At 62.1% G+C, this 25,098-nt stretch carries 22 protein-coding genes; 10 read left to right on the top strand and 12 right to left on the bottom strand.

What is annotated here, in order from left to right; genetic code table 11:
* The first annotated feature begins 9 nt into the window (after positions 1–9).
* Positions 10–1,059: a 3-carboxy-cis,cis-muconate cycloisomerase gene (locus ASE36_RS14365; RefSeq protein WP_062280691.1), complete on the top strand. Its 1,050-nt coding sequence runs from the start codon at positions 10–12 to the stop codon at positions 1,057–1,059.
* Here ASE36_RS14365 and ASE36_RS14360 read toward each other — a convergent pair whose 3' ends face one another.
* The 5 genes from ASE36_RS14360 to ASE36_RS14340 all read right to left on the bottom strand — a co-directional run bounded on the left by ASE36_RS14360 (position 1,060) and on the right by ASE36_RS14340 (position 4,346).
* Positions 1,060–1,254: a zf-HC2 domain-containing protein gene (locus tag ASE36_RS14360; protein ID WP_062280688.1), complete on the bottom strand. Its 195-nt coding sequence runs from the start codon at positions 1,252–1,254 to the stop codon at positions 1,060–1,062.
* Positions 1,251–1,877, bottom strand: a complete 627-nt coding sequence (locus ASE36_RS14355; RefSeq protein WP_156378656.1) for a sigma-70 family RNA polymerase sigma factor — start codon at positions 1,875–1,877, stop codon at positions 1,251–1,253. The genes ASE36_RS14360 and ASE36_RS14355 overlap by 4 nt, the downstream gene beginning before the upstream one ends.
* An 89-nt stretch (positions 1,878–1,966) precedes the next feature.
* Entirely contained in the window at positions 1,967–2,398 is a 432-nt protein-coding gene (locus ASE36_RS14350) for a DUF3429 domain-containing protein (RefSeq protein WP_062280685.1), read from the bottom strand.
* Between the two features lie 4 nt (positions 2,399–2,402).
* Positions 2,403–3,395 carry an NAD(P)/FAD-dependent oxidoreductase gene (locus ASE36_RS14345; protein ID WP_062280683.1) on the bottom strand — a complete coding sequence of 331 codons (993 nt, stop codon included), beginning with the start codon at positions 3,393–3,395 and terminating at the stop codon, positions 2,403–2,405.
* Between the two features lie 45 nt (positions 3,396–3,440).
* Complete coding sequence (locus ASE36_RS14340) at positions 3,441–4,346, bottom strand: LysR family transcriptional regulator (protein ID WP_062280679.1); 906 nt, start codon at positions 4,344–4,346, stop codon at positions 3,441–3,443.
* 122 nt (positions 4,347–4,468) lie between these two features.
* Here ASE36_RS14340 and ASE36_RS14335 point away from each other — a divergent pair, with 122 nt between their 5' ends.
* From ASE36_RS14335 to ASE36_RS14325, 3 genes are all read left to right on the top strand, one after another.
* On the top strand, positions 4,469–6,073 hold the full coding sequence (locus ASE36_RS14335; protein WP_062280676.1) for a proton-conducting transporter membrane subunit: 1,605 nt from the start codon (positions 4,469–4,471) through the stop codon (positions 6,071–6,073).
* Positions 6,074–6,077: 4 nt separating this feature from the next.
* A complete protein-coding gene (locus ASE36_RS14330) occupies positions 6,078–8,534 on the top strand; it encodes a YbcC family protein (RefSeq protein ID WP_062280673.1) in 2,457 nt (818 codons plus the stop codon).
* A 186-nt stretch (positions 8,535–8,720) separates the two neighbouring features.
* Positions 8,721–11,261 carry a methyl-accepting chemotaxis protein gene (locus ASE36_RS14325; RefSeq protein ID WP_062280670.1) on the top strand — a complete coding sequence of 847 codons (2,541 nt, stop codon included), beginning with the start codon at positions 8,721–8,723 and terminating at the stop codon, positions 11,259–11,261.
* A 70-nt stretch (positions 11,262–11,331) separates the two neighbouring features.
* Here the strand turns inward: ASE36_RS14325 and ASE36_RS14320 are convergent, their stop codons facing one another.
* Genes ASE36_RS14320 through ASE36_RS14310 form a run of 3 tightly spaced genes read right to left on the bottom strand, consistent with a single transcriptional unit; the run spans position 11,332 to position 14,481 of the window.
* Positions 11,332–12,429, bottom strand: coding sequence for an ABC transporter substrate-binding protein (locus ASE36_RS14320; RefSeq protein ID WP_062280667.1), 1,098 nt, complete (start codon positions 12,427–12,429; stop codon positions 11,332–11,334).
* Entirely contained in the window at positions 12,426–13,817 is a 1,392-nt protein-coding gene (locus tag ASE36_RS14315) for a sensor histidine kinase (RefSeq protein ID WP_062280664.1), read from the bottom strand. Before ASE36_RS14315 ends, ASE36_RS14320 begins: the two co-directional genes overlap by 4 nt.
* Positions 13,804–14,481: a response regulator transcription factor gene (locus ASE36_RS14310; protein WP_062281427.1), complete on the bottom strand. Its 678-nt coding sequence runs from the start codon at positions 14,479–14,481 to the stop codon at positions 13,804–13,806. Before ASE36_RS14310 ends, ASE36_RS14315 begins: the two co-directional genes overlap by 14 nt.
* Positions 14,482–14,740: 259 nt before the next feature.
* Between ASE36_RS14310 and ASE36_RS14305 the strand changes: the two genes are divergently transcribed.
* The 3 genes from ASE36_RS14305 to ASE36_RS14295 all read left to right on the top strand — a co-directional run bounded on the left by ASE36_RS14305 (position 14,741) and on the right by ASE36_RS14295 (position 17,885).
* Complete coding sequence (locus ASE36_RS14305; RefSeq protein ID WP_244474750.1) at positions 14,741–15,715, top strand: Bug family tripartite tricarboxylate transporter substrate binding protein; 975 nt, start codon at positions 14,741–14,743, stop codon at positions 15,713–15,715.
* A gap of 161 nt (positions 15,716–15,876) precedes the next feature.
* Positions 15,877–16,335, top strand: coding sequence for a tripartite tricarboxylate transporter TctB family protein (locus ASE36_RS14300; protein ID WP_062280658.1), 459 nt, complete (start codon positions 15,877–15,879; stop codon positions 16,333–16,335).
* Between the two features lie 29 nt (positions 16,336–16,364).
* Complete coding sequence (locus tag ASE36_RS14295) at positions 16,365–17,885, top strand: tripartite tricarboxylate transporter permease (RefSeq protein WP_062280655.1); 1,521 nt, start codon at positions 16,365–16,367, stop codon at positions 17,883–17,885.
* 102 nt (positions 17,886–17,987) lie between these two features.
* Here the strand turns inward: ASE36_RS14295 and ASE36_RS14290 are convergent, their stop codons facing one another.
* Positions 17,988–18,206: a hypothetical protein gene (locus ASE36_RS14290; RefSeq protein ID WP_062280653.1), complete on the bottom strand. Its 219-nt coding sequence runs from the start codon at positions 18,204–18,206 to the stop codon at positions 17,988–17,990.
* Positions 18,207–18,478: 272 nt separating this feature from the next.
* On the opposite strand from ASE36_RS14290, the gene ASE36_RS14285 reads away from it, so the two are divergent.
* Entirely contained in the window at positions 18,479–19,168 is a 690-nt protein-coding gene (locus ASE36_RS14285; protein WP_082511083.1) for an EAL domain-containing protein, read from the top strand.
* A gap of 69 nt (positions 19,169–19,237) precedes the next feature.
* Here the strand turns inward: ASE36_RS14285 and groL are convergent, their stop codons facing one another.
* Together groL and groES are read right to left on the bottom strand one after the other, a co-directional pair.
* Positions 19,238–20,863: a chaperonin GroEL gene (gene groL / locus ASE36_RS14280; RefSeq protein ID WP_062280648.1), complete on the bottom strand. Its 1,626-nt coding sequence runs from the start codon at positions 20,861–20,863 to the stop codon at positions 19,238–19,240.
* 37 nt (positions 20,864–20,900) lie between these two features.
* Positions 20,901–21,215 carry a co-chaperone GroES gene (gene groES, locus ASE36_RS14275; RefSeq protein WP_062280645.1) on the bottom strand — a complete coding sequence of 105 codons (315 nt, stop codon included), beginning with the start codon at positions 21,213–21,215 and terminating at the stop codon, positions 20,901–20,903.
* A gap of 266 nt (positions 21,216–21,481) precedes the next feature.
* On the opposite strand from groES, the gene ASE36_RS14270 reads away from it, so the two are divergent.
* Positions 21,482–21,754: an usg protein gene (locus tag ASE36_RS14270; protein WP_062280642.1), complete on the top strand. Its 273-nt coding sequence runs from the start codon at positions 21,482–21,484 to the stop codon at positions 21,752–21,754.
* A gap of 75 nt (positions 21,755–21,829) precedes the next feature.
* Positions 21,830–24,487 carry a malto-oligosyltrehalose synthase gene (treY, locus tag ASE36_RS14265; protein ID WP_062280639.1) on the top strand — a complete coding sequence of 886 codons (2,658 nt, stop codon included), beginning with the start codon at positions 21,830–21,832 and terminating at the stop codon, positions 24,485–24,487.
* 5 nt (positions 24,488–24,492) lie between these two features.
* On the opposite strand, the gene ASE36_RS14260 is transcribed toward treY, so the two are convergent.
* Positions 24,493–25,083: a cysteine hydrolase family protein gene (locus ASE36_RS14260; RefSeq protein ID WP_062280636.1), complete on the bottom strand. Its 591-nt coding sequence runs from the start codon at positions 25,081–25,083 to the stop codon at positions 24,493–24,495.
* Positions 25,084–25,098 lie beyond the last annotated feature (15 nt).

The raw sequence follows: 25,098 nt of genomic DNA, 5'->3' as shown, positions 1-25,098 counted from the left end.
CGAAATCCCATGACCGCATCCGTTTTCGATCATCCGATCCTCTTCGGCCTTCTGGGTGATCAGGAGGTGGCGGGGCAGTTTACTGCTGCCGCCGAACTCCAGGCGATGCTGGCCTTCGAGGTGGCGCTTGCCAACGCGGAAGCCGAAGAGGGGCTGATCCCTAAGGCTGCGGCTCAGGCGATTGCCGGCCTTGCCGAACACTTCGTTGCCGATCTCGACGCGCTGAACCAGGCGACTGCGCGCGATGGTGTGGTCATCCCGGATCTCGTGCGCCAGTGGCGGGCGGCACTTGGCGAGCATGCATCGCATCTGCATTTCGGCGCGACCAGCCAGGACGCCATCGACAGCGGCCTGATGCTGCGGCTGGTCGAAGTGCTGCGGATCCTGACCCAACGGCTGGCCACCATCATCGTCGCGCTCGATGCCTTGGAAACGCGCTTTGGCCCGCAGCCTCTGATGGGTAAGACGCGCATGCAGGCGGCGATCGAGATCACGATTGCCGACCGGATCGCGGCTTGGCGTTTGCCGCTGGTCGAGTTGCGTGAGGCAATCGCGGTGTTTGCCGCAACGGGGCTTCCGGTTCAGTTCGGCGGGGCAGCCGGCACGCTCGAAAAGCTCGGAGCATCGGCGGTGCCGGTTCGGGCGCGGCTCGCCGCAGAGCTCGGCCTTGCCGATCGGTCGCAGTGGCACAGCCAGCGTGGCATCATCACTGAACTCGGCGGTCTCTTCGCCCGCATCACCGGCAGTCTTGGCAAGGCAGGCCAGGACCTGGCGCTGATGGCCGATGCGGGAACTGCCATCCTCGGCGGCGGCGGTGCGTCGTCCGCCATGCCGCACAAGCGCAATCCGGTGAAGGCGGAAGTGCTGGTGACGCTTGCTCGTTTCAATGCCGTCCAGATCTCGGGGCTTTACCAGTCGATGGTGCATGAACAGGAGCGCTCGGGGGCGGCCTGGACGCTCGAATGGATGCTGTTGCCACAAATGGCGATAGCTGCCGGTGCCTCCACCCGCATCGCCGGTGAACTGTTCGGCTCTGTCGAGCGGCTTGGCGAGGCTTAATCAGTCTTCGCGGTTCCTGCCATCGGTTTCGACATACGTCCGACTGATCCGGCGGATCGCGAGCATCTGCCGGCTGAACTGCGTACAGCCATCGCAGCCGAGAAGGTGCAGCCGCAAGGCAAGTCCCTCACGCATGGAGAGGTTTCGGTCGAGCCGATCCGATGCAAGCCTGGTCGCGTCCTCGCATTTGATCATGTCATCGTCTCCTTCGGTGCAAACCAGTGTCCCTCGAGGCAATTGCGGAGCCGCAAGCGGGCGCGGTGCATCAATACGTGGAGATTGGTGATGGTGATGGCGAGTTCCGCGCAGATTTCGCTCGTTTCCAGTTCGACGAATTCGCGCATCATGAAGACGCGCCCCTGATCGGGGGGCAGGTGATCGAGACAGGTCTCGAAGACACGCCAGAAATCCTTGCCGAGCAGATCGGCCTCCGGATTGCCCCAGTGACTTGGCTGGTGTTCCACCGACCAGTGACCTTTCGCATCGAAATAGCCGGTCTCGTCTTCGTCATTCATGCCGAGCGGGATCGAGATCAGGTTCGCGGTTCGCTTCTTGTGGCGCAACTGGTCGGCGATCTTGTTGCGCAGGATGGCAAACACCCAGGTTCGAAAAGCAGAGCGGCCGGCAAAGGCTGCGGAATTGCGCAAGGCTCCGGCGAGGGCTTCCTGCACCGCGTCTTCTGCCATCTGCGGATCGGACAATTGCAGGGCGGCGAATTTCAGCATGCGTTCGCGCAGTTCACCGATATAGATCCCGTCCGCGAGAAAGGCAGCTGCCTGTCCATCGGACCTGTGCATGGTTTCGACCTGTTCCTGCATGCCCCGTCCTCACGCCCCTGGCGGCTCATACGGCCGACAAGGGCATAGTCGCAGAAGCAGGTCACTTCTTACAGGCGGGACAAAGAAAATTACATGGCCAGGATCACGACCCCATAAGCGATCACGACGAGCACCGTCACATTGCGTCGAAGGGCGAGATACCAGTGCGGCTGGTCACCGTCGCGATGGATGCGTTGGTCGGCGAAGAAGAGAGTGATGAACACCGCCGAATGCAGGATCAAGGCGACAAGCGGCATGGCGTGATGAAGCAGCAGGGCCGCGATGGCGGCGAGTGCGGCTCCATTGCTGAGCAGCAAAAATGCGCCGGGACTGGCCTGCTTGATCTGGACCTGGCTCCAGATCGTGCCGGCCATGAAACAGGAGATGCCGGTGCCATAGGCGATGAAGGCGCTGGACGCCCACGCAGGGTCGAGACCTGCGAATTGGCCGAGGGCCAGGGCCCAGAACGGGAGAGCTCCGGCGTAGGTCAGCAAGGTGGAAAGTCTCTGGTTTTGGTACATGGTATCACCCCTCCGCAAGAATAGTGGTCAGGAGATCGGCGAGCGCCGAGGCGCTCTGAAATGCTGCTTCGACCCGGTTGCCGATGCACCAGTCACCGCAGGCACCGAGGCCGAGTGCGGGATCGAACAGGAAAGGCTCACCGGCGGCCTGTTCCACATTGGCGAAGCGCCAGCGGTGCAGGTCTATCCAGGGCGCCTGCCGAAAATTCACGCCGGTTCGGTTTTCGAGCGACGCAAGCATCTGCTCAGTCACGGCGCCCCGGTCGCTCTCAAGGTTCGCCTCAGCCCAGTCATTGCGGCTGTGCACGACCAGGGCGGGCTTCCCGGGTCTGCCGGGTTTTGTCGAGTTGACGGCCATGAAGCTCAGGATTTCGTCGTCGATGCGGGCCGCCTCAAAACCCAGCTGCGGCGCAATTTCAAGACCGATCATCAAAGTGAAACAGCCGCTGAGGCGGACCTCGGCGAGCGCCGCGTGGCCGCTGAAGGCCTGAGGCATAAGACGGGCGGTCTGTGGGGCAGGGGCGGTCGATATCACCAGATCGAAGCGTCCGAGGTCGCGCTGATCCTGATCCCGCAACCGCCAGCCGTTTTCTTCCGAAATGAGGGGGGTGATGGTGATTTCCCTTTGGATCTCCAGTCCACGAGCCATGTGATTGGCTAGACCGGTCATGGCGGGTGCGCCCACGTAACGGGCTTCACCGCTTCTCCCGTCAGTTGCAAGCTGGGCGGGGCCTGTGAGCGTCGGCACCGCAGCCGGCCATTCTGCCAGGCTGCCGGCAATCATGGCTTCGCGCACCAGCGTCCTGAACCGCTCCGAGCGGGCCGTGAAATACTGGGCGCCGTGATCGAAGGCGCATTCTTCGCGTCGGCGCGTCGCCATGCGCCCACCGAGGCCCCGGCTTTTCTCGAAGATCGTTACGTTTGCCTGTGGCTTAAGCCTCTGGCCCAGTGTCAGCCCCGCAAGACCTGCGCCGATAATGGCGATGGATTTTGGCACGCTGCCCCCTCTGCAGTCTCATCTGTCTCTGCTGTCATGGCAGCATTACGCGGAACGGTCACTTTCGGATCGGGACGCCTGGCTCGCTTCGAGCAGAGGGCGAACCAGCGGGTTGGGGAAACGGCGTCGGGTGGTAACGGCATAGAAGTTCTCGATCATGCCGGGCAGGGCATCGAATTCGACGAGACTGCCATTCTCCAACTCGCCCTTGACGACGATCGGCGGCAGAACGGCAAGGCCCGCTCCTTCACGGGCGAGAAGACGCATCATCGCCATGTCATCCACCTCCGCGGCCACCTGCGGCACGATGCCGAGCCGTTCCACCAGGGCCTCGAACTGCGAGCGCACGCCGCTTTCGAGTGTCGGCAGGATGACCGGATGGCGGGTGAGCAGGGCGGCGAGATCCGAGCCTTCTTGTCCGTAGTCCGGTCGGCCGATCAGGCTCACGCGCTGTTGATAGACATGCTGAGCGACAAAGGGCGTCACCGTATCGGCCATCGGCGCCTGGTTGAGCAGGACGACATCCAGATTGAGGCTTTCCAGCGCCCCCAGCAGTTCGCTGGTGCTGCCGGAGCGCAGGATCATGTCGACATCGGAGCGGCCGAGGATCGGGCGGAGGAATTCCATCTGGAAGTTGCGCGAGAGGGTGGCGAGCGCGCCGATGCGGATGGCGCGGCGGGTACGGCCGGTCTCCTTGAGCGTCTCCACCAGCTCTTCGCCGACAGAGAATATGGTGTCGGCATGGTCGAGGGCGATGCGGCCGGCCTCGGTGAGATACAGCTGACGGCCCCGTCGCTCGAAAAGGGGATGGCCCAGCCGTTCCTCCAGGTTCTTGATCTGGATCGACAAAGCCGACTGCGACAGGTTCAGCCGCTCTGCGGTGCGGGTCAGGTTGCCATCATGGGCAACGGCGCGGAAGTAGCGCAGGTGGTGATAGTTCAGCTCCGACATAGTTCTATTTAATAGAACGAATTTTCAGAAACAATGAATTTTTATTGGGCATCACCGACTGGTAACTGGTCCGTGAAGTTTCCAGCCGGCTACCGAGCCGCCAGACCGGAGATGCCCCCGTGATGTACGCTTTGCCTCTTCTCGCCCCGTTGCTGCTGCTGATCGCGTCCGCGATCAGTTTCCTCAAGCCGGGTTTGCGTCCGCGCACCGCCCTTCAGGCAGCAGAGGCCGCAGCGTTTGGGAGTTTCCTGGTCGCCCTCGCGTCGGCGATTGTCCTTTGGCAGTTCGGACCCGGGACCAGCCCGGTCCTCGGCCTGGGCTTCTTCACCTTTGCGTCCCGCGTCGATCTCGTCAGTCTGGTCATGCTGGGACTGGTGTCTTTCATCGGCTGGCTGGTCTTGCGCTATGCGAACACTTTTCTGGACGGTGAAGCCCGGCAGGGCGCCTTTACCGGCTGGATGACTGCGACCCTTGCCGCCGTACTTTTCTTCGTTCAGGCAGGCACGCTGGCGCAGCTTGTCGTCGGCTGGATCGCAACCAGTCTCCTGCTCCACCAGTTGCTCCTCTTCTATCCGGAGCGGGTCGCGGCGCAGCGGGCAGCACGTAAGAAGTTCGTTGTCTCGCGGACCGGTGATATCGCCCTGATCGGCGCGGTGGTGCTGCTTTGGCTTTCATTCGGGACGGGTGACATCTTTCTCATCCTCACCGCTGCCCGCGAAGGCGCTGCCGAGCCCATGGTGATCGCCGCTGCCGGCCTTCTGGCGCTCGCCGCTTTGCTCAAGTCGGCGCAGTTTCCCACCCATGGCTGGCTGACGGAAGTCATGGAAACACCGACGCCGGTCTCTGCACTGCTGCATGCCGGCGTTGTCAATGCGGGCGGTTTCCTTCTCATCCGGTTTGCCGATGTCATGCTGCAGGCGCCGGTGGTACTCGCGGTGCTGGTCATGATCGGTGGCTTCACGGCGCTGTTCGGCAGCCTCGTCATGCTCACGCAATCGGCGGTCAAGACTTCGCTCGCCTGGTCGACGGTCGCGCAGATGGGTTTCATGATCCTGCAATGCGGGCTGGCACTCTTCCCGATCGCGCTTCTGCACATTGTCGCCCACTCGCTCTACAAGGCCCATGCCTTCCTTGCCTCGGGCTCTGCGGTCGAGGTCGTGGCCTCGGCCCGGCGGCCGGGTCCCGTCACCATTCCGAATGTCCGTGCCGTCCGCCGCGCATTTCTTCTCGCCCTCGCCATCTACGCGGTCATCGGCGTGCTCTTCGGCTTCTCCGACAAACCGCCGCAAGCGCTGGCCCTGGGCGCCATCCTGATCTTCGGTACGGCATATCTGATCGCGCAGGGTCTGGCGGATGCGGCCCCCTGGGCACTCACCTGGCGCACCTCGCTCTACTCCGTCTCGGCTGCCACCGCCTATTTCGCCCTGCAGCGCGGCGCCGACAAGCTGATGATCGGCACGCTCCCGGCGACCCCGCAGCCGGGGCCGCTCGAATGGACGCTGATGGTTCTCGCCGTCGTGACCTTCGGCGTGGTTGCTGTCGCCCAGGCGCTCTTCCCGCTCTGGGCTTATCATCCGGCTGCCGCCGGGCTGCGGGTGCATTTGTCCAACGGCTTGTATGTCAACGCACTGTTCGACCGGTTGCTCGGGGGCTGGAAGGTCCCACGATCGAGAGCCGGCGGCTTTTCTTCCCTTGCCACCCCTTCCACCGCCCATGTCCAGGAGTGAACCGATGAACGATCTCCCCACCGTCGATAGCCTGCATGGTGAGGCCCTTGCCCGGGCGGCCGAACAGGCGGTTCGCGCGATCCCGCCGGCTTGGCCGCTCACGGCCACGGTTGCCGTCAATCCCTTCCTTGGCCAGATGGGCGAAACCCTTGAGACAACGTCATCGCGTCTCGAGCGGATCGGCGGCGTGCGGCTGGCACTGCCCCGCAAGCATTACCGCGGCAAGATCGCCGCTGGCGAAATCTCGGATGACGATCTTCTGTCTGCGCTTTCGGCAAGCGGTTGCGGGCTTGATCTCGTAGCACTCAAGTCAGCCATCGCCGAAGATACCAAGCCGCTGCAACCGCTGCCGACGGTGGCCGAGCTTGCGGCGCGTCATTCGGGTCAGGACTGGCCGGCCGTGATTGCCGATCGCATCGGTAATTTCGCAGCAGGCTTCTTCGACGAAGGGCAGGCGCTCTGGGCTGCCTCAACCCGCAATGGGCTCTATGCCGCCTGGCGCGCCTTCGCGACCCATGACCTCACGCCAGAAATCTGCGGCCTGACCGGTTTCGGCGCCTTCGTCACGGAGACGCCGGAGACGGCGCAGGGCGCGATCGAACGGGCGGCTGTCCGGCTGGGGTTCGGACGCGATCCCGGCACCTACTTTCACCAATTGCTGCTCGGTCTTGGCGGCTGGGCTCAACATGCCCGCCACCTGCAGTGGAAGGCGGAACTGGAGGGGCGGACAGAAACGACGGTGCTCGAATTGCTCGCCGTTCGGCTGGTTTTTGAAGAGGCGCTCTATGCACTCTACCAGCCGGACATCGCCAACGACTGGCGCAGCATCCGGAGGGCGCATGGCGAACCGGTTGTCGCGGCCCAGACAACCGTGATCGATGGTGTCTTGCAGCTGGCGGCGGAACGGGCGGCGCAGCGGCGTCTCGGGCAGGCACTGTCTGCGACCACGTCTTCCACACCGGTCGCTGAAGTGCGGCCCTTCCTGCAAGCGGCATTCTGCATTGACGTCCGCTCGGAAGTCTTCCGTCGGGCTTTGGAAAGCGTGGATCCAGGTATCCGTACGCTTGGTTTTGCCGGTTTCTTCGGGCTCGGTGCCAGCCATCGCGGCTTTGCCTCCGATGTTGCCGAGCATCGGCTTCCGGTGCTGCTCAAGCCGTCGGTTTTCAGCTGCACGGCTGTTGACACGGATGACGAGGCCGATCGACAGGCACGCTTCAGCGCCCGGGCGGTCCGGGCCTGGGGTCGGTTCAAGCTCGCTGCCGTCTCGTCCTTCGCCTTCGTCGAGGCGATGGGGCCGGTCTATGTGATAAAGCTCCTGCGCGACGGGCTCGGCTTCGGCAAGGGCAAGGGGCCGGACAGCGCTCCGCCCCGTTTCTCGCCGACTCTCGACCTGGAGACACGGGCGGCTGCGGCCGAAACCATCTTGCGCGCCATGTCGCTCACCGAAGGCTTGGCACGCTTTGTCCTGCTTGCTGGTCACGGGGCCAATGTCGTCAACAACCCCTTTGCCAGCGCCCTGCATTGCGGTGCCTGTGGCGGCCATGCGGGCGATGTGAATGCGCGACTGCTCGCGGGCCTTCTCAACGATCCTGCGGTGCGGCAAAAGCTGGTGCAGAAGGGGCTCGACATCCCGGCAGATACGGTCTTTCTGGCTGGCCTGCACGACACCACAACGGATGCGGTCACGCTCTTCGACAGCGATCTGGAGATGGAGGCGGATGCCACCGACCTTCACAAGATCCGCCGCTGGCTGGAGCAGTCGGGTCAACTGGCGCGGGCTGAGCGCGCGGTCAAGCTGGCGGGCGCTTCCGCACAGTCGGTCGCCTCGCGCAGCAGCGACTGGTCGCAGGTGCGACCGGAACTCGGGCTTGCCGGCTGCAGCGCCTTCATCGCCGCACCCCGGTCGCGCACGCAAGGAAGGGCGCTCGATGGCCGGGCCTTCCTGCATGATTATGTCTGGCGACAGGATGAGGGCTTCAAGGTCCTCGAACTGATCCTCACGGCTCCCGTGGTCGTTGCGAGCTGGATCAGCCTCCAGTATTTCGGCTCGACGGTCGCGCCTTCCCTCTTCGGTGCCGGCAACAAGCTCTTGCACAATGTCGTCGGTGGCATCGGCGTTCTGGAAGGGAATGGCGGGAAGCTGCGGGCGGGCCTGCCATGGCAATCGGTGCATGACGGTGCTGCCTATCTGCACGAACCGCTGCGTCTGACGGTGGCCGTCGAAGCGCCACGGGAAGCCATTACAGCAATCCTCCAAAGGCACGACGGGGTGCGGGCATTGTTCGACAATGGCTGGCTGCATCTCTACGCCCTTGATGAGCAGGGCCGCTTGGCCTGGCGCTATGCTGGCGAGAGCCGCTGGATCGCTTCGCAAGATGGCGTCGATGCACCAGTTTCACCCCCCCCGTGCGGGCAGCAGGCGCGCCTTAATCTACGGGCGCTTTCCTCAACTCGATCATGAAGATGACTGCCGGAGGTGATTCTTCCGGCAGTCGGTTTCTGGGCGGCCCCATCACGAATTTGCTGCAATTGCGAAGCGAATTCCAAGGTCGCTAATTAAGTCGATGTTAGTTTTCCCCATTCATTCTTAGAGGATTGATTAAGGCGCATGTCGGCATTCGCCGCAGTGTCCGAGGAGAATTAAAACGTGTTCATCGATCGCATTCTGTCCCGTTTCAACATCCAGACAAAGGTCCTGATCTTCATCCTGCCTTTTGTCGTGAGCATTTCCGCCGTCGGCTTCACGGGCCTCTATGCCTCCGGTCTGCTGCAAGGTCGGATCGAGATCTCCAACAGCGTGCTGCAGTCGCTCAGCGGTTTCCGTGATGTCTCCGCTTCCATGACCGACTTCCTGGAAAACACGACACCGCAGTCGCGCGATGATGTGACGACGCGCCTGAAGCAGCAGCAGCAGGATCTGCAGACGACGTTGTCGCAGCTGTCTGCGGATGCTGACGGCCGTGCCGAACTTGAGCAGGCGCGTGCGCTGGTCGACACTGTCGTCGCCCGTACCGACGAGTTGTGGCGGCTGCATGAATCGGAGGCTGCATTGATTGCATCGCTGCAAAAGGGCAATGCACAGGTGGTCGGCGCGCAAGACAAGATCACCGCTGCGATGACCGACATGGAAAAGGCCGTTCAGGCTGATGATGCATCTGCCAAGTCCATGCTGCGCGACGCAGAAGGGATCCGCAGCTCGGGGACGTTCCTCAGCGAAACGAATTCGGCTTTCACCAAGGCGAAGACACCGGACGAGAAGTTTGCCGTCATTTCGGCACGTCTTCCCGAGATCGTGTCGCGGCAGCAGATGCTGGCCAATATCCTGCCCCAGGCGAACAAGTCTGCAGCGAAGACGCTGGACAAGATTGCCGGCCAGTTGAAGGCGGTCCTCGATGCGAATGATCGGTCCGATGCGGTGATTACGGAGCTGCAGGGGACGCTGCGTAATTTCACACAACTGAATTCCTATCTGGGCCTTGCCGCCCAGCAGAAGATGAAGGAAGCGACGATCAAGTTCGGCGAACTCGACGCACCGCTCGCCAAGGCGCAGGCTGTCATCAATGACGGTCGCCAGCTGATGTCGGCCGGTTACGGCCTGCAAATCATGATGGCCCGTTTTCTCCTGGAGCCAACCGATGACAACCGCGCGCTGCTCGACAAGCAGTACACGGCCCTCAGGGCCTCGCTCGATACGGTGGGCACCAGTGCTGCCGACCAGCCGATCTTCATGCAGGTCAAGGACGAGCTGACGCCTGCGATCGAGATCATGGCCGGTGCCAGCGTCGAACTCGTCAAGGTCAGCCAGGCGCGCAAGGCAAGTTACGATCAGGCCGGTTCCGACCTCAACGTGATCTGGAAGCAGCTGACGACCTTTGCGGAAATGCAGAAGGTGTCGGCTGGCGAAGAACGCCGCGATGCCAACTCCATTTCGATTGGTGCCACCGGCATCGGCATCCTGATCTCGATCTTTGCTGGTATCGGCCTCGTCCTGACCTTCAAGGGTCCGATCGGCCAGATCACGGGCGCCATGCGCCGTCTGGCAGAAGGTGGCCTCGACACCAAGATCAACGGTGAGAGCCGCGTCGACGAGATCGGGGAAATGGCCCGTGCGCTCGGCGTGTTCAAGCAGAACGCTCTCTCGAAGATCGAGATCGAGAGCCGCAGCGAAGCCGAACGTGCTGAGGCGGAGGAAGAGCGTCGCCGCAACGATCTCGAAAAGCAGGAGATCGATCGGCAGATCAACTTTGCCGTCAATGCGCTTGCCGCCGGTCTCGGCCGGCTGGCCAAGGGTGATATCTCCGAAACCATCGATACGCCGTTCAACGGTCGTCTCGAGCAGTTGCGCACCGACTTCAACCAGTCGCTGGAGCATCTGCAGGATACGATGACCCAGATCCGCTCGAACACCTACATGATCCAGCGCAATGCAGCCGAGATGAGCAGCGCTGCCGACCAGCTCGCCAAGCGCACTGAACAGCAAGCGGCTTCGCTCGAAGAGACAGCGGCTGCCGTGGACGAAATCACGGTGACCGTCAAGCAGTCGGCTGAGCAGGCCGAGCAGGCCAACACCATCGTTGCCGATACCAAGGGTCGCGCCGATACCTCGTCGGTGGTCGTTGCCAGCGCCATCGATGCCATGGGCCGGATTGAAGATGCGTCGGGCCAGATCGTGCAGATCATCGACGTCATCGACGAGATTGCCTTCCAGACGAACCTGCTCGCACTCAATGCCGGGATCGAGGCTGCGCGTGCCGGTGAAGCCGGCAAGGGTTTTGCCGTCGTCGCCCAGGAAGTTCGGGAGCTCGCGCAGCGCTCTGCAGGGGCTGCCCAACAGATCAAGGACCTGATCCACAAGTCCAGCACGGAAGTCTCGTCGGGTTCCAAGCTGGTCCAGCAGACCGGATCGGTCCTGGCAGAAATCTCGGCCAACATCATCACCGTTGCGGAACGCGTCTCTGTGATTGCGATGGCAAGCCGCGACCAGTCAAATGCGCTCGGCGAGGTCAACTCTTCCGTCAACGAAATGGACCAGATGACCCAGCGCAACGCCGCCATGGTCGAGGAAACCAATGCCGCAACCCGCCAGCTCGCGGACGAGGCGGATGCGCTGATGCAGCTCGTCAACCAGTTCAAGCTGGCGCCGGAAGGTCGTGCACGGGCAAGCGCGCCTCATCACCGCGCCGCCTGATCTTCATCGCTGGATCAAGCAAATTCAAAGCCGCCGACGGGATTTCGCCGGCGGCTTTTTTATTGCACCATCAGGGCGGTGTAGGCGAGAAGAGCGACGACCAGTTGGCGATGAAGCGGTCACGGGTCGCCTGGTCCTGAGCTGCCAGCAAGGCCGGACCAATCCGGATCGGGCGTCCGATCCCGGACTCGATCAGTGACATCGGTCCGTCGACATCCGGCGGCAGAGGTGCGCCTTCCGAGAAGAAAAAGGCCTTCTCGCGCGCGACCTTCTGCCCGCGCGGCGACAGAAGATAGTCGAGGAACCGTTTTGCTAGACCGGGATTGGGTGCCTGTTCCGGAATGAGCGCGCCGCGCGACAGGATCAGCGCATAATCACGCGGGATCACCACGCGCAGATCAGGGTTGCGGCGTGACGCGGCATAGGCATAGGAGCCGAGCACGTTATAGGCGATCCGCAGTCGGCCATTCGCGATCTCTCCCAGCACCTCACTGTTGCAGCAGCGGGTCACGACATCGGCGCGGCTGAAGCTTTCCAGAAGGCGGCCATAGGTGGTCGGCGCCTGAAGCGAGTCGTGGAAGGCGAGCAGATAGCCGATGCCGGAGACGCGGACGTCGTAGGTGCCGATGCGGTTGCGATAAAGGTCCGGCTTGGCGCGCAGGAGTTCGGCAATCTCCACGTGGGAGCGCGGCACATCCTCGGGCGGAACACGTTTGCCGTCATAGACGATGACGGCAGGCTCGAAGGTGAAGCCGAAGACTTCATCGCGCCAGTTGGCCCAGGAGGCAACTCCTTCGGTTTCCTGCGATCTATGGTCCTGGGCACAGCCGTCATTGGCAAGCTTCACCAGTTGGTCGACAGAGGAAGAGAGCAAGAGGTCGCCATAGGCCGCCTTGTTGCGGCAGGCAGCTTCGGCCTCGCGAAATAGGTCGTTGGTGACGTAGTCGTTGAACTCGACCGTCACCTCCGGCGCCAATTGCTGGAAGTCGAGGATCAGCGGTTTCATGGCGTCGACATCGGTGGCCCCGCGAACGACAAGACGCGCCTGTTCGGGAGCAAGGGCGTGGAATACGACGCGTTCGCCCTCGAGCGCTCGTGCTGGGTGCAGGTCCGACAAAAGGCCGACGCCCAGAAGCAGAAGAAACGTGAGGAAGCGGACCGCCGTCATGCGTTTTCCTTCCGCAGCAGGGGCAGTTCGAGGACGACGGTAAAGCCGCGATCCGGCGTCTTCTCGCGAAAGGAGAGCGCCCCCCGCAATGCACCGGCGACTTCCGAGGCAATGGCGAAACCGAGGCCGGAGCTGCCTTCGCCCGATTTGGACGACACGAAACGTTGGGTAACATGCGACCAGTCGGCCGGCGGAATGCCGGGGCCATCATCCTCGACTTCGACCAGACCGAAGTCGCCGCGTCTGGTTACCCGGACCTCGAGCTTTGACAACGTTCCGTGACGCAGCGAATTGTCGATGATGTTGACGATGGCCTCTCGCAGGCTCAGTCCGTCCCCGAGAATTGTCAGTGTCTCGTCGGGCGCTTCAAAAGACACAACGGTATCCGGGTCGATGGTGATCGGCACGGCCGCCCGGAAGGCCTTGCGGGCGATATCGGTCAGGTCCAGCGGCGAGAGTTGCGCCGAATCGAAGCGATGGATCACCATGGCGTGGTTGAGCAGTTGCGTTGTGAAACGCGCGAGTTCGGTGGTGCGGTCGCGCACCCGGCTCAGGTGGCGGCGGTTCGATTCCGATAGCGCCTCTTCGTCAATCAGGCTCACCTGTGCGGAAAGGGCGGTGAGTGGCGTGCGGATCTGGTGGGCGCTGTCGGCGATGAAGCGCTGGAGCAGTTTCAGCCGCTCGTCCAGACGACGCATGAAGTGGTTGATGGAATCGACGAAGGGCGCCAGTTCGCGCGGCACGTCGACGGCGAGCGGCGTCAGGTCCTGGGAATCGCGTCGGCGAAGGGTTGCCCCGAGCGCATCGAGCGGGCGCAGCGAATAGCGGACGGCGAGCACGGTACCGGCGAGCGCCAGCAGGCTCATGATCATCACAAGGATCAGGGCGCGGGTGGTGAGTTCCGTCGTGAGCGCCTGACGGGCTTCGGTGGTCTGGGCGATCAAGACATGCGCCCAGCCGCCAATGCTCGGATCGGAAATCGCCCGGCTGGTCTGGACAAGCCGCACCGGCTGGTCGCGGTAGCGGCTCGTCTCGAACAGCAGGCTGTTCAAGCTATGCTCCTTGTCGGTGCTGGAGGCGAGATCGTCATACCCCGTCAGCGTTTTCCCGTCGGGCGCAATGACGCGGTAGAAGATGCGGTCGCGCGGGGCGAGGCCCAGGAGTTCAAAGGCGCTGGGCGGCAGATTGACGGCAATCTTGCCGTCCTCGACCACGAGGCTGTCGAGGATCTGGATCGCTGCTCCTTGCAGGAGCCGATCATAGGCTTCGTCGGCGGCTGCCCGTGCATAAAGCCAGGCTGCCGTCATCAACACCGCCGCGCCACCGGCCAGAACCAGGGCGACGCGCAGGACGAGGCGTGAGAAGAGGGACGGCTTAGTCCTCTGCATCGGACACCAACTGATAGCCCATGCCGCGCACGGTGACGATCCGCGCCTTGGCACCTTCGAGTTTCTTGCGCAACCGACCGACATAAAGCTCGATCGCATTGGGTCCCGCCGCTTCCTCGAAACCGAACAACTGGTCGAGCAATTGTTCCTTGCTGAATATGCGTCCCGGGCGGCTTGCCAGAATTTCCAGCAAGGTCATCTCGCGGCGTTTCAGCTGCACCTCGCGCTTTCCGACGCGCACCGAGCGCTGCGAGCGATCGAGCAGCACGTCGCCGCAGACGATGACATTGGTGGCTTCTCCGCCGCTGCTCCGGCGCATCAACACACGCGCTCGCGCCTCCAGTTCGCGAAAATCGAAGGGTTTGACGAGGTAGTCGTCGGCGCCGAGATCGAGCGCACCTACCCGGTCGTCGATCTCCGATCGGGCCGTCAGGACCAGCACCGGCACGGTGTTCTTGTTCTGCCGAAGCCGTTTGAGGACGGAGAAACCGTCGAGGCCAGGCAACATGACGTCGAGAATAACCAGATCATATTCGGTGAAATCGAGGATTTCCGAGGCGGCACGACCGTCCGTCTGCCAGTCGACCGTGTGGCCGATGGTTTCAAAGCGGCGGCTGATGGCCTCGCCGACGTCGAGCGTGTCTTCCACGAGCAGAATGCGCATGGCCGACGGTCGCATGTCTGGGGACGGCGATCAAGCGGTGCACGTGGTGCTGTCAACCAGTTAACGGGTTTGACAGGATCGTGACAGGATTGAGGCCTATCAATGGCTGGCCGGCACGAGGAGGAAGCTCTTGCCGGCATTTGGGGAGGATCCCAACGCCATCGCCTTGAGGACCATGCGAATGAACATTCGCGTGACGTTCCTTCTGTTGCCTGCGCGGGGATTGTCCGAGGAAAGCTCAGACATTCGGGAGAGAATGATGATCCGCAACACGATGAAATTCCTGGCCGGAGCGGCCCTGATCGGCCTTGCTGCCGCGACCTCTGTTATGGCCGAGCCGACCAAGCCGGAATGCCTGGCCGGTGCAAAGCCCGGTGGAGGCTTCGACCTGACCTGCCGTCTCGCCGCCAATGCCCTGCTTGAGACGAAGCAGATCAATCAGCCGATGGCTGTCACCTATATGGAAGGTGGCGTCGGCGCCGTGGCCTATAACCACGTCATCTCCAAGCGCGCCAGCGATCCGAACCTGATCACGGCTGCGTCCTCCGGTTCGGCGCTGCTGATCGCGCAGGGCAAGTTCGGTCAGTATGACGAAAACGCCGTCCGCTGGCTTGGTGCGCTCGGCGCCGATTTCGGCGTCATCGTGGTGAATGCCGATTCCCCCTACAAGACGATGGCCGATCTGGTCGCCGCTTACAAAGCCGATCCGACGACCTTTGCCATTGCTGGTGGCGGTGCCGTCGGTTCGCAGGACTGGATGAAGGGTTCGCTGATCGCCAAGGCGGCCGAGCAGGATCCGAAGACGATGCGCTACGTCGCCCTTGAAGGCGGTGGTGCTGTATTGACCGCCCTCGAAGGCGGCCACGTTCAGGTCGGCTCGGGTGACGCTGCCGAAATGGGCAAGCACCACCTCGCCGGCAAGGTCCGTATCCTCGCGGTCATGTCGCCAGAGCGTCTGCCGGGCGAACTCAAGGACATCCCCACCGCCAAGGAGCAGGGCTTCGACATCGAGTGGCCGGTCTGGCGCGGCTTCTACGTCGGCAAGGACGTTTCCGACGCCGACTACGACTGGTGGGTCAAGGCCTTCGACGCCATGAGCAAGACGCCGGAATTCGCCAAGGAGCGCGAAACCCGCGGCCTGTTCGAATTCACCATGCTCGGCAAGGACTTCGATGACCGCGTCAAGAGCGACGTCGCGAAGTTCAAGGTCCTGGCAAAAGAAGCCGGTTTCTGATCCGGTGGCGATGCGGTCCAGGAGGGCCGCATCGCTTTGCCCGTCTCACATCGGGGCGGCATAACGCTTGATAATTCCATCTATCGCAGCCGAGGCCGAAGGCTTGAAGCCCCTGGATACGTCCTTGGGACCGGGCTTGCTTTCAAGTCAGGAGATCACACATGTCGGAAAACACGAGAACCCATCAGTTGATCGCACGCATCAGTGCGCTGGTCCTGCTCTTGCTTGCGGCTGCCTATGGCATTGGCGGCAGCATGATCGAATACGCCTTTTCCTCGGATCCGCTCGGCCCCCGTTTCGTGCCGGTGATGCTGGCCATTCTGCTCGGCCTGTTCACGCTCATCTACCTGAAGTTCCCGGGGACGGTCGAAGGCTTTCCGACCGGCCAGTCGTTGCTTCGGGTGCTTGCCATTCCTGTCACCCTTATCGTGTGCGTGGCGCTTATGGAGCCGCTCGGCTTTGCGGCAGCGATCTTTCTCCTGACCACCGTCACCGGCTGGATCTTTGGCGCGCCGCTCAAACTGTCGCTGATCGGCGGTGTCGTGCATGCCGCCCTCTGGTGGTTCATCTTCTCCTTCTTGCTCGAGGTCTATCTGCCGACCGGCGCCATTTTCGGCTGACCGTCGCCAGGACCTGAAAGGATCATTTCATGAGCTTCGAATATCTCTGGCATGGATTCGGCATTGCCCTCACCTGGCAGAACCTCCTGATCGGCTTCATCGGCTGCTTCATCGGCACACTGGTCGGGGCGCTCCCGGCCATCGGCCCGATCAACGGCATCGCGCTTCTGATGCCGATCGCCTATTCGATGGGCTTGCCCGCCGAAAGCACGATGATCCTGCTCGCCTCGGTCTATTGTGGTGCCGAATATGGCGGCCGTATCTCGTCCATCCTGCTGAACGTGCCCGGTGATGCCGGCGCCGTCATGACGGCGATGGACGGCTATCCGATGGCAAAACAGGGTCGTGCCGGTGAGGCACTGGCATTGTCGGGCATCGCCTCCTTCATCGGCGGCATCATTGGCGTCATCGGCCTCGCCTTCTTCGCGCCGCTGCTCTCTGGCCTCGCTATCGGTTTCGGCCCGGCGGAATACTTCGTGCTGATGGTGTTCGCTTTTGCGACCCTCGGTTCGATGGTCGGCTCCCAGCCCACCAAGACGCTGATCGGCTGTGTGCTCGGTCTGATGCTGGCGACCGTCGGGCTCGATGCCACTTCCGGCGCCTATCGCTTCACCTTTAACGAACCGGAACTCGGCGATGGCATCGAGTTCGTGACCCTGGTCATCGGTCTCTTCTCGATCTCCGAGGCCATGCTGATCCTGGAGCATCAGACCAATGGCGTCACCGTCATCCGCGAGCTCGGCCGCATGACGGCCCGGATGTCGGATGTGGTGAAGAGCATGGGCGCGACATTGCGCGGCTCCTTCATCGGCTTCATTGTCGGCGTATTGCCGGGGACTGGGGCATCGGTCTCCAGTGCCGTCTCCTACACCACCGAAAAGCGCATCTCCGACACCGAAGGCACGTTCGGCCATGGTGATGTGCGCGGCCTCGCAGCTCCGGAAGCGGCCAATAATGCGACAGCTGCCGGTGCTTTCGTGCCGATGCTGACGCTGGGTGTTCCGGGTTCCGGCACCACCGCCGTCATGATGGGGGCGCTGATGCTCTACAACATCCAGCCCGGTCCGATGCTGCTCGTCGAGCGGCCGGAAATCGTTGGCGGTCTCGTCGCGTCGCTCTTTGTCGGCAACTTCATCCTGCTCGCGCTCAACCTGCCGCTGGTCAATATCTTCGCCCGCGTTCTGACCATGCCGAACTGGATCCTGGTGCCCGGTATTCTCGTGCTCTCGGTCATCGGCGTCTATTCGACCCATGCCTCGATCTTCGCGATCTACCTGATGCTGGCGATCGGCATTGCCGGCTGGCTGTTGCGCAAGGCCGGCTTCGACATGGCGCCGATCATTCTCGGCTTCGTTCTGGGCAAGGTGATGGAGGTCAATCTGCGCAATGCCCTGGCGATCAGCGGCGGAGATATCTCCATCCTGTTCCAGAGCAAGATCTCGCTGGTGCTGTGGGCGCTCGCCCTTGCTGTCGCTGTTTTGCCAGCGCTGCTCGGCTGGCGGGCCAAGCGCCGCCGGCAGCTTGCTGCCGCCGAAGCGTCTGCCCAGTAAAGTCCAAGGCCGGCAATCTCTGCCGGCCTCCTTACCGATCCTCCCAAGGAGAAGACGCCGTGTTCTGCTTGCAGACGCGGCGTCTATCGTTTGAGAGGCGGCTTACTCTCCCGCCTGCAACTGGCCGCCCATTGCCGTGGGAGCCGCCGAGAGGGCTTCGACCAGCGATTTCACGATTGCCGCCCTCAGGGCGTAGGTATTCGCGGTAGTTTTCCTGTGGTCCAGCCTTTGGGCTGCAACCACCAGGTTTGCCCCCTGTTGCATGACGATCTGCTGCGCCCGCACCATTGCCCAGGTTTCGATTTCCGTATGGTCAGTCATGTCCGCATCCCCAGCTAAGTCATTTAGCCCCGCAGCCGTCCCGAATCGGCTACGAAATAAAGCATATTTGAATAAAATGGACTGATGAAGTGATGCCCAAAAAAGATTACGCACAAGCGGTCGGGGAGGGTTGCAAAATTCGGAGGTGCTTGCGTAGTGCCTTCAACCTTCCTTAAGCGACACGTGTTTTTCTCGATGCGTGTATTGAAGGAGTGTTTCAAGTGTCGTGTCAGGGTTGCCAAGATGGAGCGAAATTCGCCAGCGATTTTTCCATGGCCTTCCAGCCCATTGTCGACATGCGATCGAGGCAGGTCTTTGCTCATGAGGCCTTGGTTCGGGGCGCGGATGGCAGCGGCGCCTATGGCGTGCTATCTCTCGTCGATCCCGACAACCGCTACGCCTTCGACCAGCAATGTCGGGTGCGGGCGATCGAACTGGCCAGCCGTCTTTTTCCCCGGACGGATATGCCGCATCTGTCGATCAACTTCATGCCGAATGCGGTCTACGAGCCGCGCGCCTGCATCCGCAAGACCCTTGAGACTGCCCGGCGCACGGACTTTCCGCTGGACCGGATCATTTTCGAATTCACCGAGGTCGAGAAGCTCGATACCGATCACATCCTCAATATTCTACGGAGCTATCGCGAGATCGGCTTCAAGACGGCGATCGACGATTTTGGAGCGGGCTATTCGGGGCTGAACCTGCTCACGCGGTTCCAGCCTGATCTGGTGAAGCTCGACATGGACCTCATCCGTGGCATCGATACCGACAGCGTGAAGCAGGTGGTGGTGCGCCATACCCTTGCCATGCTGCATGATCTTGGTGTCACCGTCGTTTGCGAGGGCGTTGAGACGGCGGGCGAGATGGAGGTGCTGACGGATCTCGGCGTCAATCTCATCCAGGGCTATTACCTTGCCCGTCCGACGTTCGAAGGTCTGAGCCCTGTTTCGCTCGCGGCCTGATCTTCCGCTGATCCATAAAAAAGGGCCGCCCCTGAGAGCGGCCCTTCTCACATCAGTTTTTGAGAGACCTCAGAAGTCCATGCCGCCGGCCGGCATGGCGGGTGCGGCTTCCTTTTTCGGCTTTTCGGCGATCATCGCTTCCGTGGTGATCAGGAGACCTGCGACCGAGGCGGCATCCTGCAGTGCCGTGCGCACCACCTTGGCGGGGTCGATGACGCCCTGGGCGAAGAGGTCGCCATACTCGCCGGTCTGGGCGTTCCAGCCATAGGCGAATTCGGACGTCTCACGCAGCTTGCCAACGATGATCGAGCCTTCGGCGCCAGCGTTTTCGGCGATCTGGCGAACCGGTGCTTCGATCGCGCGGCGGATGATGTCGATGCCGACGCGCTGGTCGTCGTTCGGGGTCTTGAGGCTGTCGAGCGCCTTGACCGAGCGGAGCAGGGCAACGCCGCCACCCGGCAGGATGCCTTCCTCGACGGCTGCACGGGTCGCATGCAGTGCGTCGTCGACGCGGTCCTTCTTCTCCTTCACCTCGACTTCGGTCGATCCGCCAACGCGGATCACGGCAACGCCACCGGCGAGCTTCGCCAGGCGCTCCTGCAGCTTTTCGCGGTCATAGTCGGAGGAGGTTTCCTCGATCTGCGCCTTGATCTGGGCCACGCGGCCATCGATCTCGGACTTGGAGCCTGACCCGTTGATGATGGTGGTGTTTTCCTTTTCGATCGACACCTTCTTCGAACGGCCCAGCATGTTGAGGGTGACGTTCTCGAGCTTGATGCCGAGGTCTTCGGAGATCACCGTGCCACCGGTCAGGATTGCGATGTCTTCCAGCATCGCCTTGCGACGGTCGCCGAAGCCCGGAGCCTTGACGGCTGCGACCTTGAGCCCGCCGCGCAGCTTGTTGACCACGAGGGTGGCGAGCGCTTCGCCTTCGACGTCCTCCGCGATGATGACGAGCGGTTTGCCCGACTGGACGACGGCTTCGAGGACCGGCAGCAGGGCCTGCAGGTTCGAGAGCTTCTTTTCGTGGATCAGGATGTAGGGATCGTCGAGTTCGACGCGCATCTTTTCCTGGTTGGTCACGAAGTAGGGCGAGAGATAGCCGCGGTCGAACTGCATGCCTTCGACGACTTCGAGTTCGGTCTCGGCGGTCTTGGCTTCCTCGACGGTGATGACGCCGTCATTGCCGACCTTCTCCATCGCTTCGGCCAGGTATCGGCCGATTTCGGTGTCGCCATTGGCGGAAATGGTGCCGACCTGGGCGATTTCCGAATTGTTGGAGATCTTGCGGGCCTGGGTCTTGAGCTCGGAGACGACCGCATCGACGGCAAGGTCGATACCGCGCTTCAGATCCATTGGGTTCAGACCGGAGGCGACGGCCTTGGCGCCTTCCTTGACGATGGCCTGGGCGAGCACGGTCGCAGTCGTGGTGCCGTCACCGGCAAGGTCGTTGGTCTTGGAGGCGACTTCGCGCAGCATCTGCGCGCCCATGTTCTCGAACTTGTCTTCCAGTTCGATTTCCTTGGCGACCGAGACGCCGTCCTTCGTGATGCGGGGTGCGCCGAAGGACTTGTCGATGACGACATTGCGGCCCTTGGGCCCGAGCGTCACCTTCACGGCATTGGCGAGGATGTCGACGCCGCGCAGCATCTTTTCGCGGGCATCGGTGTGGAATTTCACTTCTTTTGCAGCCATGGTTCACTCCTCAAAGGCAAATGATGACTGGTGGTTCTCAGGCGGCTTTCTTTTCGGCAGCCTGGGCTTCGATGATGCCCATGATGTCGGCTTCCTTCATGATCAGCAGCTCTTCGCCGTCGATCTTGATTTCGGTGCCGGACCATTTGCCGAACAAAACACGGTCGCCAACCTTCACGTCGAGAGCGACGATCTGGCCCTGGTCGTTGCGAGCGCCGGGGCCGACGGCGATGACTTCGCCTTCCTGCGGCTTTTCCTTGGCAGTGTCGGGAATGATGATGCCGCCCTTGGTCTTTTCCTCGGACGAAACGCGGCGGACGACGATGCGGTCGTGCAGCGGACGGAACTTCATGTTTTCCTCCTGGACAAACAAAATGGAACGTCCCCAAAGGCCGGACCGGAAAGGTCCGGACGGGTCGCCGGACCCTTCAACGGCATCCGGCGCGCGAAGATTTGGTTTTTCCGATTTTTCGTTTCAAGAGGTGCCGGCGAAAAAATCAGCACTCGCGGCTTTATGCTGCTAACATAATGAAATGTTTTATAAAAAAATACTTTCGCTCTTGCTCTTCGATGGATTTTTGTCAAACTTTTATCGTCCACAACCACGAGGGAAACCGCATGAATTCGTCCCATGATTTCACCCTCCAGATGGAGGGATACGGTTTGACGACCGCCCATATCCTCTATCGCATGCCCGACTTCCGCTCCGTGCTGCAGACCTTCCTCTGGCAGGACTATGATCTGGCACCTGATTTCCCGCAGATGACAAAGTTTCTCGATTTCTGGCGGACCAATCTCGATGGCGACCTGCACTCCGTGCGCTTCAGCCACAAACGGCTGATCGGGCCGAACGAGTGGCGCAAGGTGGACGGCGAGATCAAGCTCCACTGAGGCGATCTGCTGGGAACAACCCGGGGTTGGCGGCGTTACGCAGCGTCGCCCAAAGTTTCTCCCGAGGATGCCAGCATGCCCATTCCCGTCTCGACATACCGTCTGCAGTTTCGCGACGGGATGGACTTCGATCGTGCCATTGGACTCGTGCCCTATCTGAAACGGCTCGGTATCAGCCATCTCTATGCCTCGCCGATCTTTGCTGCCACGAAGGGTTCGACGCATGGTTATGACGTCACGGACGCAAACCTCATTGATCCCGTCCTCGGCGGCCGCGAAGGAATGGAGCGATTGTCTCTGGCCCTGAAGGCCGAAGATCTCGGCCTGATCCTCGATATCGTGCCCAACCATATGGCGGCCAGCCTTGAAAATCCGTGGTGGCGCAGCGTCGTGACTTGGGGCGAGGCAAGCCCTTATGCCCGCCATTTCGATATCGACTGGAACCAGAAGCTCACGCTGCCCTTTCTCGGGGCGAGCTTCGAGCAGGTGGTGATGGAAGGTGGCTTTTCCCTGGCGCTTGACCGCAGCGAAGGCGGGCTGGCGCTCAAGTATTTCGACAGCCTCTACCCGCTGGCGCCCGCCTCCTATCCGGCCGTGCTGAGCGAAGCGACGGATCCGAAGGCAGCCCGGCTTGCAGCCCTCGGCCGGGAGGCGAAGGCTGACAATGCTGCGGATTTTCATGAGAAGGTTCTGGCATTGTGCAACGGTGGCGACTGCGAGCCTCTGCTGCGGGCGCTTGCTGCGCGGGCTCGCGATGCCGACTTCCTGGTCTTCCTGCACAGCCTCCAGCCCTGGCGCTTGATGCATTACACCGAGGCTGCGGAGGGGCTGAATTATCGCCGCTTTTTCGAGATCGCCGGACTGGTCGGCTTGCGGGTCGAGGATCAGAAGGTGTTCGACGACGTGCATCAGACCGTGCTAGAACTTGTCCGCGACGACATCGTCCAGGGGCTGCGGATCGACCACGTCGATGGACTGGCCGATCCTGCCACCTATCTCGCCAAATTGCGCGCGGCCATCGGCCCTGACATTTATCTGGTGGTCGAGAAGATCCTCGCGCCGGACGAAAGCCTGCCCGAGGACTGGCCGGTCGAGGGCACCACGGGCTACGAATTCATCGCAGCCCAGGTGCCCGTGCTTCTGGAAGAGGAGGGGTTCCGCGCCGTCCGCAAAGCCTATGAGCAGGTGAGCGGAGGACCATCCGATATCCCGCTTGAGATGCGCGCCGCCAACCGGCAGATGATCCGCGTGAATTTTGCAGGCGAGGTCGGGGCGCTGGGCCGCCAGGCGGCTCGACTGACAGGTCTTTCCAAGCCGCTTGTGCAGGTGGCGCTTGAGGAACTGCTCCTCGCCTTTCCACGCTACAGGACCTATGGCAGCGACAAGGGTCTTTCGGCCGGGGATGCCGCTCTCCTCGACGAGGTTTTGCTCGAGGCTTCGCGCAATTTGTCGGAGGAGGAGAGGCAGGCGGCTGGCCACATCGTGGCACTGCTGAAGGGGGAAGGCGAGGGTGCATCCGCCGGAGAGGAGGAGGCCGTTCTACGGCGGCGATTCCAGCAGTTGACTGGGCCGCTGATGGCCAAGTCGCTCGAAGATACGCTGTTTTTCCGCCATGGCGAATTCCTTGCGCTCAACGAAGTCGGCGGAGAATTGGAGCCGCCGGAGGAGGGGCTTGTCCATTTCCATCAGGAGATGGCGCGCCGGGCAAAGGAGCAGCCGCACGGACTTTCTGCATCCTCTACCCATGACACCAAGCGGGGCGAGGATGCGCGGGCCCGGCTATTTGCCTTTGCCGAAGACGCCGACGCGATGGCACCTCTCATCCACACATGGCGCCAACTCGCCCGGCCTTTGGTCAAGACCTTGAACGACGGACCGGCCCCGGAGCCGGAAATCGAGTGGATGATCTTCCAGGCGCTGATCGGCCACTGGCCTGTGGACCTCAGAGCCGATGACCGCGAAGGGCTTGCCGATTTCGCTGACCGGGTCTCAGCTTTCATGGAGAAGTCGCTGCGCGAGGCAAAGCTTCGCAGCGACTGGAATGCCGTCGATGAGGAGTACGAGCGTGCCGTCACAGACTATGTGCGCGGGCTCTTGCTCGACCATCACGCGTTTGTCGAGGCTTTCGTGTCCCGCATCCAACCGGTCATCGCCGCCGGCCTAATCAACGGGCTCACTCAGACGGTCGTGAAACTGACGGCGCCTGGTATTCCCGATGTCTACCAGGGCAGTGAGGGGATCGACCTCAGCTTTGTCGACCCCGACAATCGCCGTGCTCCGCCTTTCGAAACTCTGGCGCAGTTTGATCCGGATGCCCCGATCGCCTTTTCCGATCCGCAGGCCTTGGCCTCCGGCTGGGTCAAGCAGGCTTTGGTGGGGCGCACGCTTCGCCTGCGCCACCGCCTCCCGCAGCTGTTCGCCGAGGGCGGCTATCTCCCGCTTGCGGTGGAGGGTTTGAAAAGCCGCCACATCGTCGCCTTTGCGCGGCGATGCGGATCCGAGGCGGTCATGACCATCGCCTGCCGGTTGCCTCTGTCGATGCTGGCCGACGCTCAGGGCATGGGCCATGCCGAATTCTGGAGCGATACTTCCGTTTCGCTTCCCGAGGAGCTTGCCGATATGTCGTGGCGGGACGCGCTGACGGATCAGGTTTTGCCTGCGTCGGAGAAGATCCTGATGCGCAATGTGCTGCAAGGGCAGACCGTGGCCCTGCTTGCGGGGGAGCGGGGTTAACCTGCTTATCCCTTGTCAGCTATTGCCGACAAAAGCTCGTCGGCAGAGAGCGTAGTCATCTGCGCGGAAAAGCGCTTGCCGAGCAGGGCGAGCGAGGCGTCATGCGTCTCGTCCAGGCCCGAACATACGGCATCAGTCACCAGGATCACATGGAAGCCGTGGTCGATTGCGCCGAGCACGGTCGCCATGACACAGACATCCGTCTCGCCGCCGGTGACAACGAGCGTTTCGACCTGCTCGCGGGAAAGTAGGGTAGCCAGGGTCGGGTTGAGCCAGGGTGAGTAGACCGGTTTGTCGATTACCCTTGCGGGCGGAACGAGAGCTTTGAGCTCCGGGACCAGTTGCACCATTTCATCGGGCAGGTGCTCGCCGGTCATCATCCACCAGCGTCGGTAGTAATCCTTCCAGGCGCCGACGGCTGCGTCTGCCGTGGGCGGTGGAATAAAGCGGGTGAAGAGTGTGCGTCTTGGGCTTGCCTCAGCGATCGACACGATCGTCGGCAGCGCCTTCTTCATCCATGGCAGGTGCCACGGGGTGTCGCGGGCGAACATGTGCTGGACGTCGACACAGATATGTCTCCATTCCCCCAAGCGCATGGCGACCTCGTCATC

Origin of the sequence: Rhizobium sp. Root274 (assembly GCF_001429245.1) — a bacterium.
In the GTDB taxonomy this organism is placed as follows: Bacteria; Pseudomonadota; Alphaproteobacteria; order Rhizobiales; family Rhizobiaceae; genus Allorhizobium.
Note: the sequence above shows the minus strand (reverse complement) of the source record. Positions and strands in the feature narration are given on the sequence as shown.

Excerpts from the sequence above, each read along its gene's own strand:
- ASE36_RS14365 (WP_062280691.1), top strand. The coding sequence starts at position 10 with ATGACCGCATCCGTTTTCGATCATCCGATCCTCTTCGGCCTTCTGGGT.
- ASE36_RS14360 (WP_062280688.1), bottom strand. The coding sequence starts at position 1,254 with ATGATCAAATGCGAGGACGCGACCAGGCTTGCATCGGATCGGCTCGAC.
- ASE36_RS14355 (WP_156378656.1), bottom strand. The coding sequence starts at position 1,877 with ATGCAGGAACAGGTCGAAACCATGCACAGGTCCGATGGACAGGCAGCT.
- ASE36_RS14350 (WP_062280685.1), bottom strand. The coding sequence starts at position 2,398 with ATGTACCAAAACCAGAGACTTTCCACCTTGCTGACCTACGCCGGAGCT.
- ASE36_RS14340 (WP_062280679.1), bottom strand. The coding sequence starts at position 4,346 with ATGTCGGAGCTGAACTATCACCACCTGCGCTACTTCCGCGCCGTTGCC.
- ASE36_RS14335 (WP_062280676.1), top strand. The coding sequence starts at position 4,469 with ATGTACGCTTTGCCTCTTCTCGCCCCGTTGCTGCTGCTGATCGCGTCC.
- ASE36_RS14330 (WP_062280673.1), top strand. The coding sequence starts at position 6,078 with ATGAACGATCTCCCCACCGTCGATAGCCTGCATGGTGAGGCCCTTGCC.
- ASE36_RS14320 (WP_062280667.1), bottom strand. The coding sequence starts at position 12,429 with ATGACGGCGGTCCGCTTCCTCACGTTTCTTCTGCTTCTGGGCGTCGGC.
- ASE36_RS14315 (WP_062280664.1), bottom strand. The coding sequence starts at position 13,817 with ATGCAGAGGACTAAGCCGTCCCTCTTCTCACGCCTCGTCCTGCGCGTC.
- ASE36_RS14310 (WP_062281427.1), bottom strand. The coding sequence starts at position 14,481 with ATGCGCATTCTGCTCGTGGAAGACACGCTCGACGTCGGCGAGGCCATC.
- ASE36_RS14305 (WP_244474750.1), top strand. The coding sequence starts at position 14,741 with ATGATCCGCAACACGATGAAATTCCTGGCCGGAGCGGCCCTGATCGGC.
- ASE36_RS14300 (WP_062280658.1), top strand. The coding sequence starts at position 15,877 with ATGTCGGAAAACACGAGAACCCATCAGTTGATCGCACGCATCAGTGCG.
- ASE36_RS14295 (WP_062280655.1), top strand. The coding sequence starts at position 16,365 with ATGAGCTTCGAATATCTCTGGCATGGATTCGGCATTGCCCTCACCTGG.
- ASE36_RS14290 (WP_062280653.1), bottom strand. The coding sequence starts at position 18,206 with ATGACTGACCATACGGAAATCGAAACCTGGGCAATGGTGCGGGCGCAG.
- ASE36_RS14285 (WP_082511083.1), top strand. The coding sequence starts at position 18,479 with ATGGCCTTCCAGCCCATTGTCGACATGCGATCGAGGCAGGTCTTTGCT.
- groL (WP_062280648.1), bottom strand. The coding sequence starts at position 20,863 with ATGGCTGCAAAAGAAGTGAAATTCCACACCGATGCCCGCGAAAAGATG.
- groES (WP_062280645.1), bottom strand. The coding sequence starts at position 21,215 with ATGAAGTTCCGTCCGCTGCACGACCGCATCGTCGTCCGCCGCGTTTCG.
- ASE36_RS14270 (WP_062280642.1), top strand. The coding sequence starts at position 21,482 with ATGAATTCGTCCCATGATTTCACCCTCCAGATGGAGGGATACGGTTTG.
- treY (WP_062280639.1), top strand. The coding sequence starts at position 21,830 with ATGCCCATTCCCGTCTCGACATACCGTCTGCAGTTTCGCGACGGGATG.
- ASE36_RS14260 (WP_062280636.1), bottom strand. The coding sequence starts at position 25,083 with ATGCGCTTGGGGGAATGGAGACATATCTGTGTCGACGTCCAGCACATG.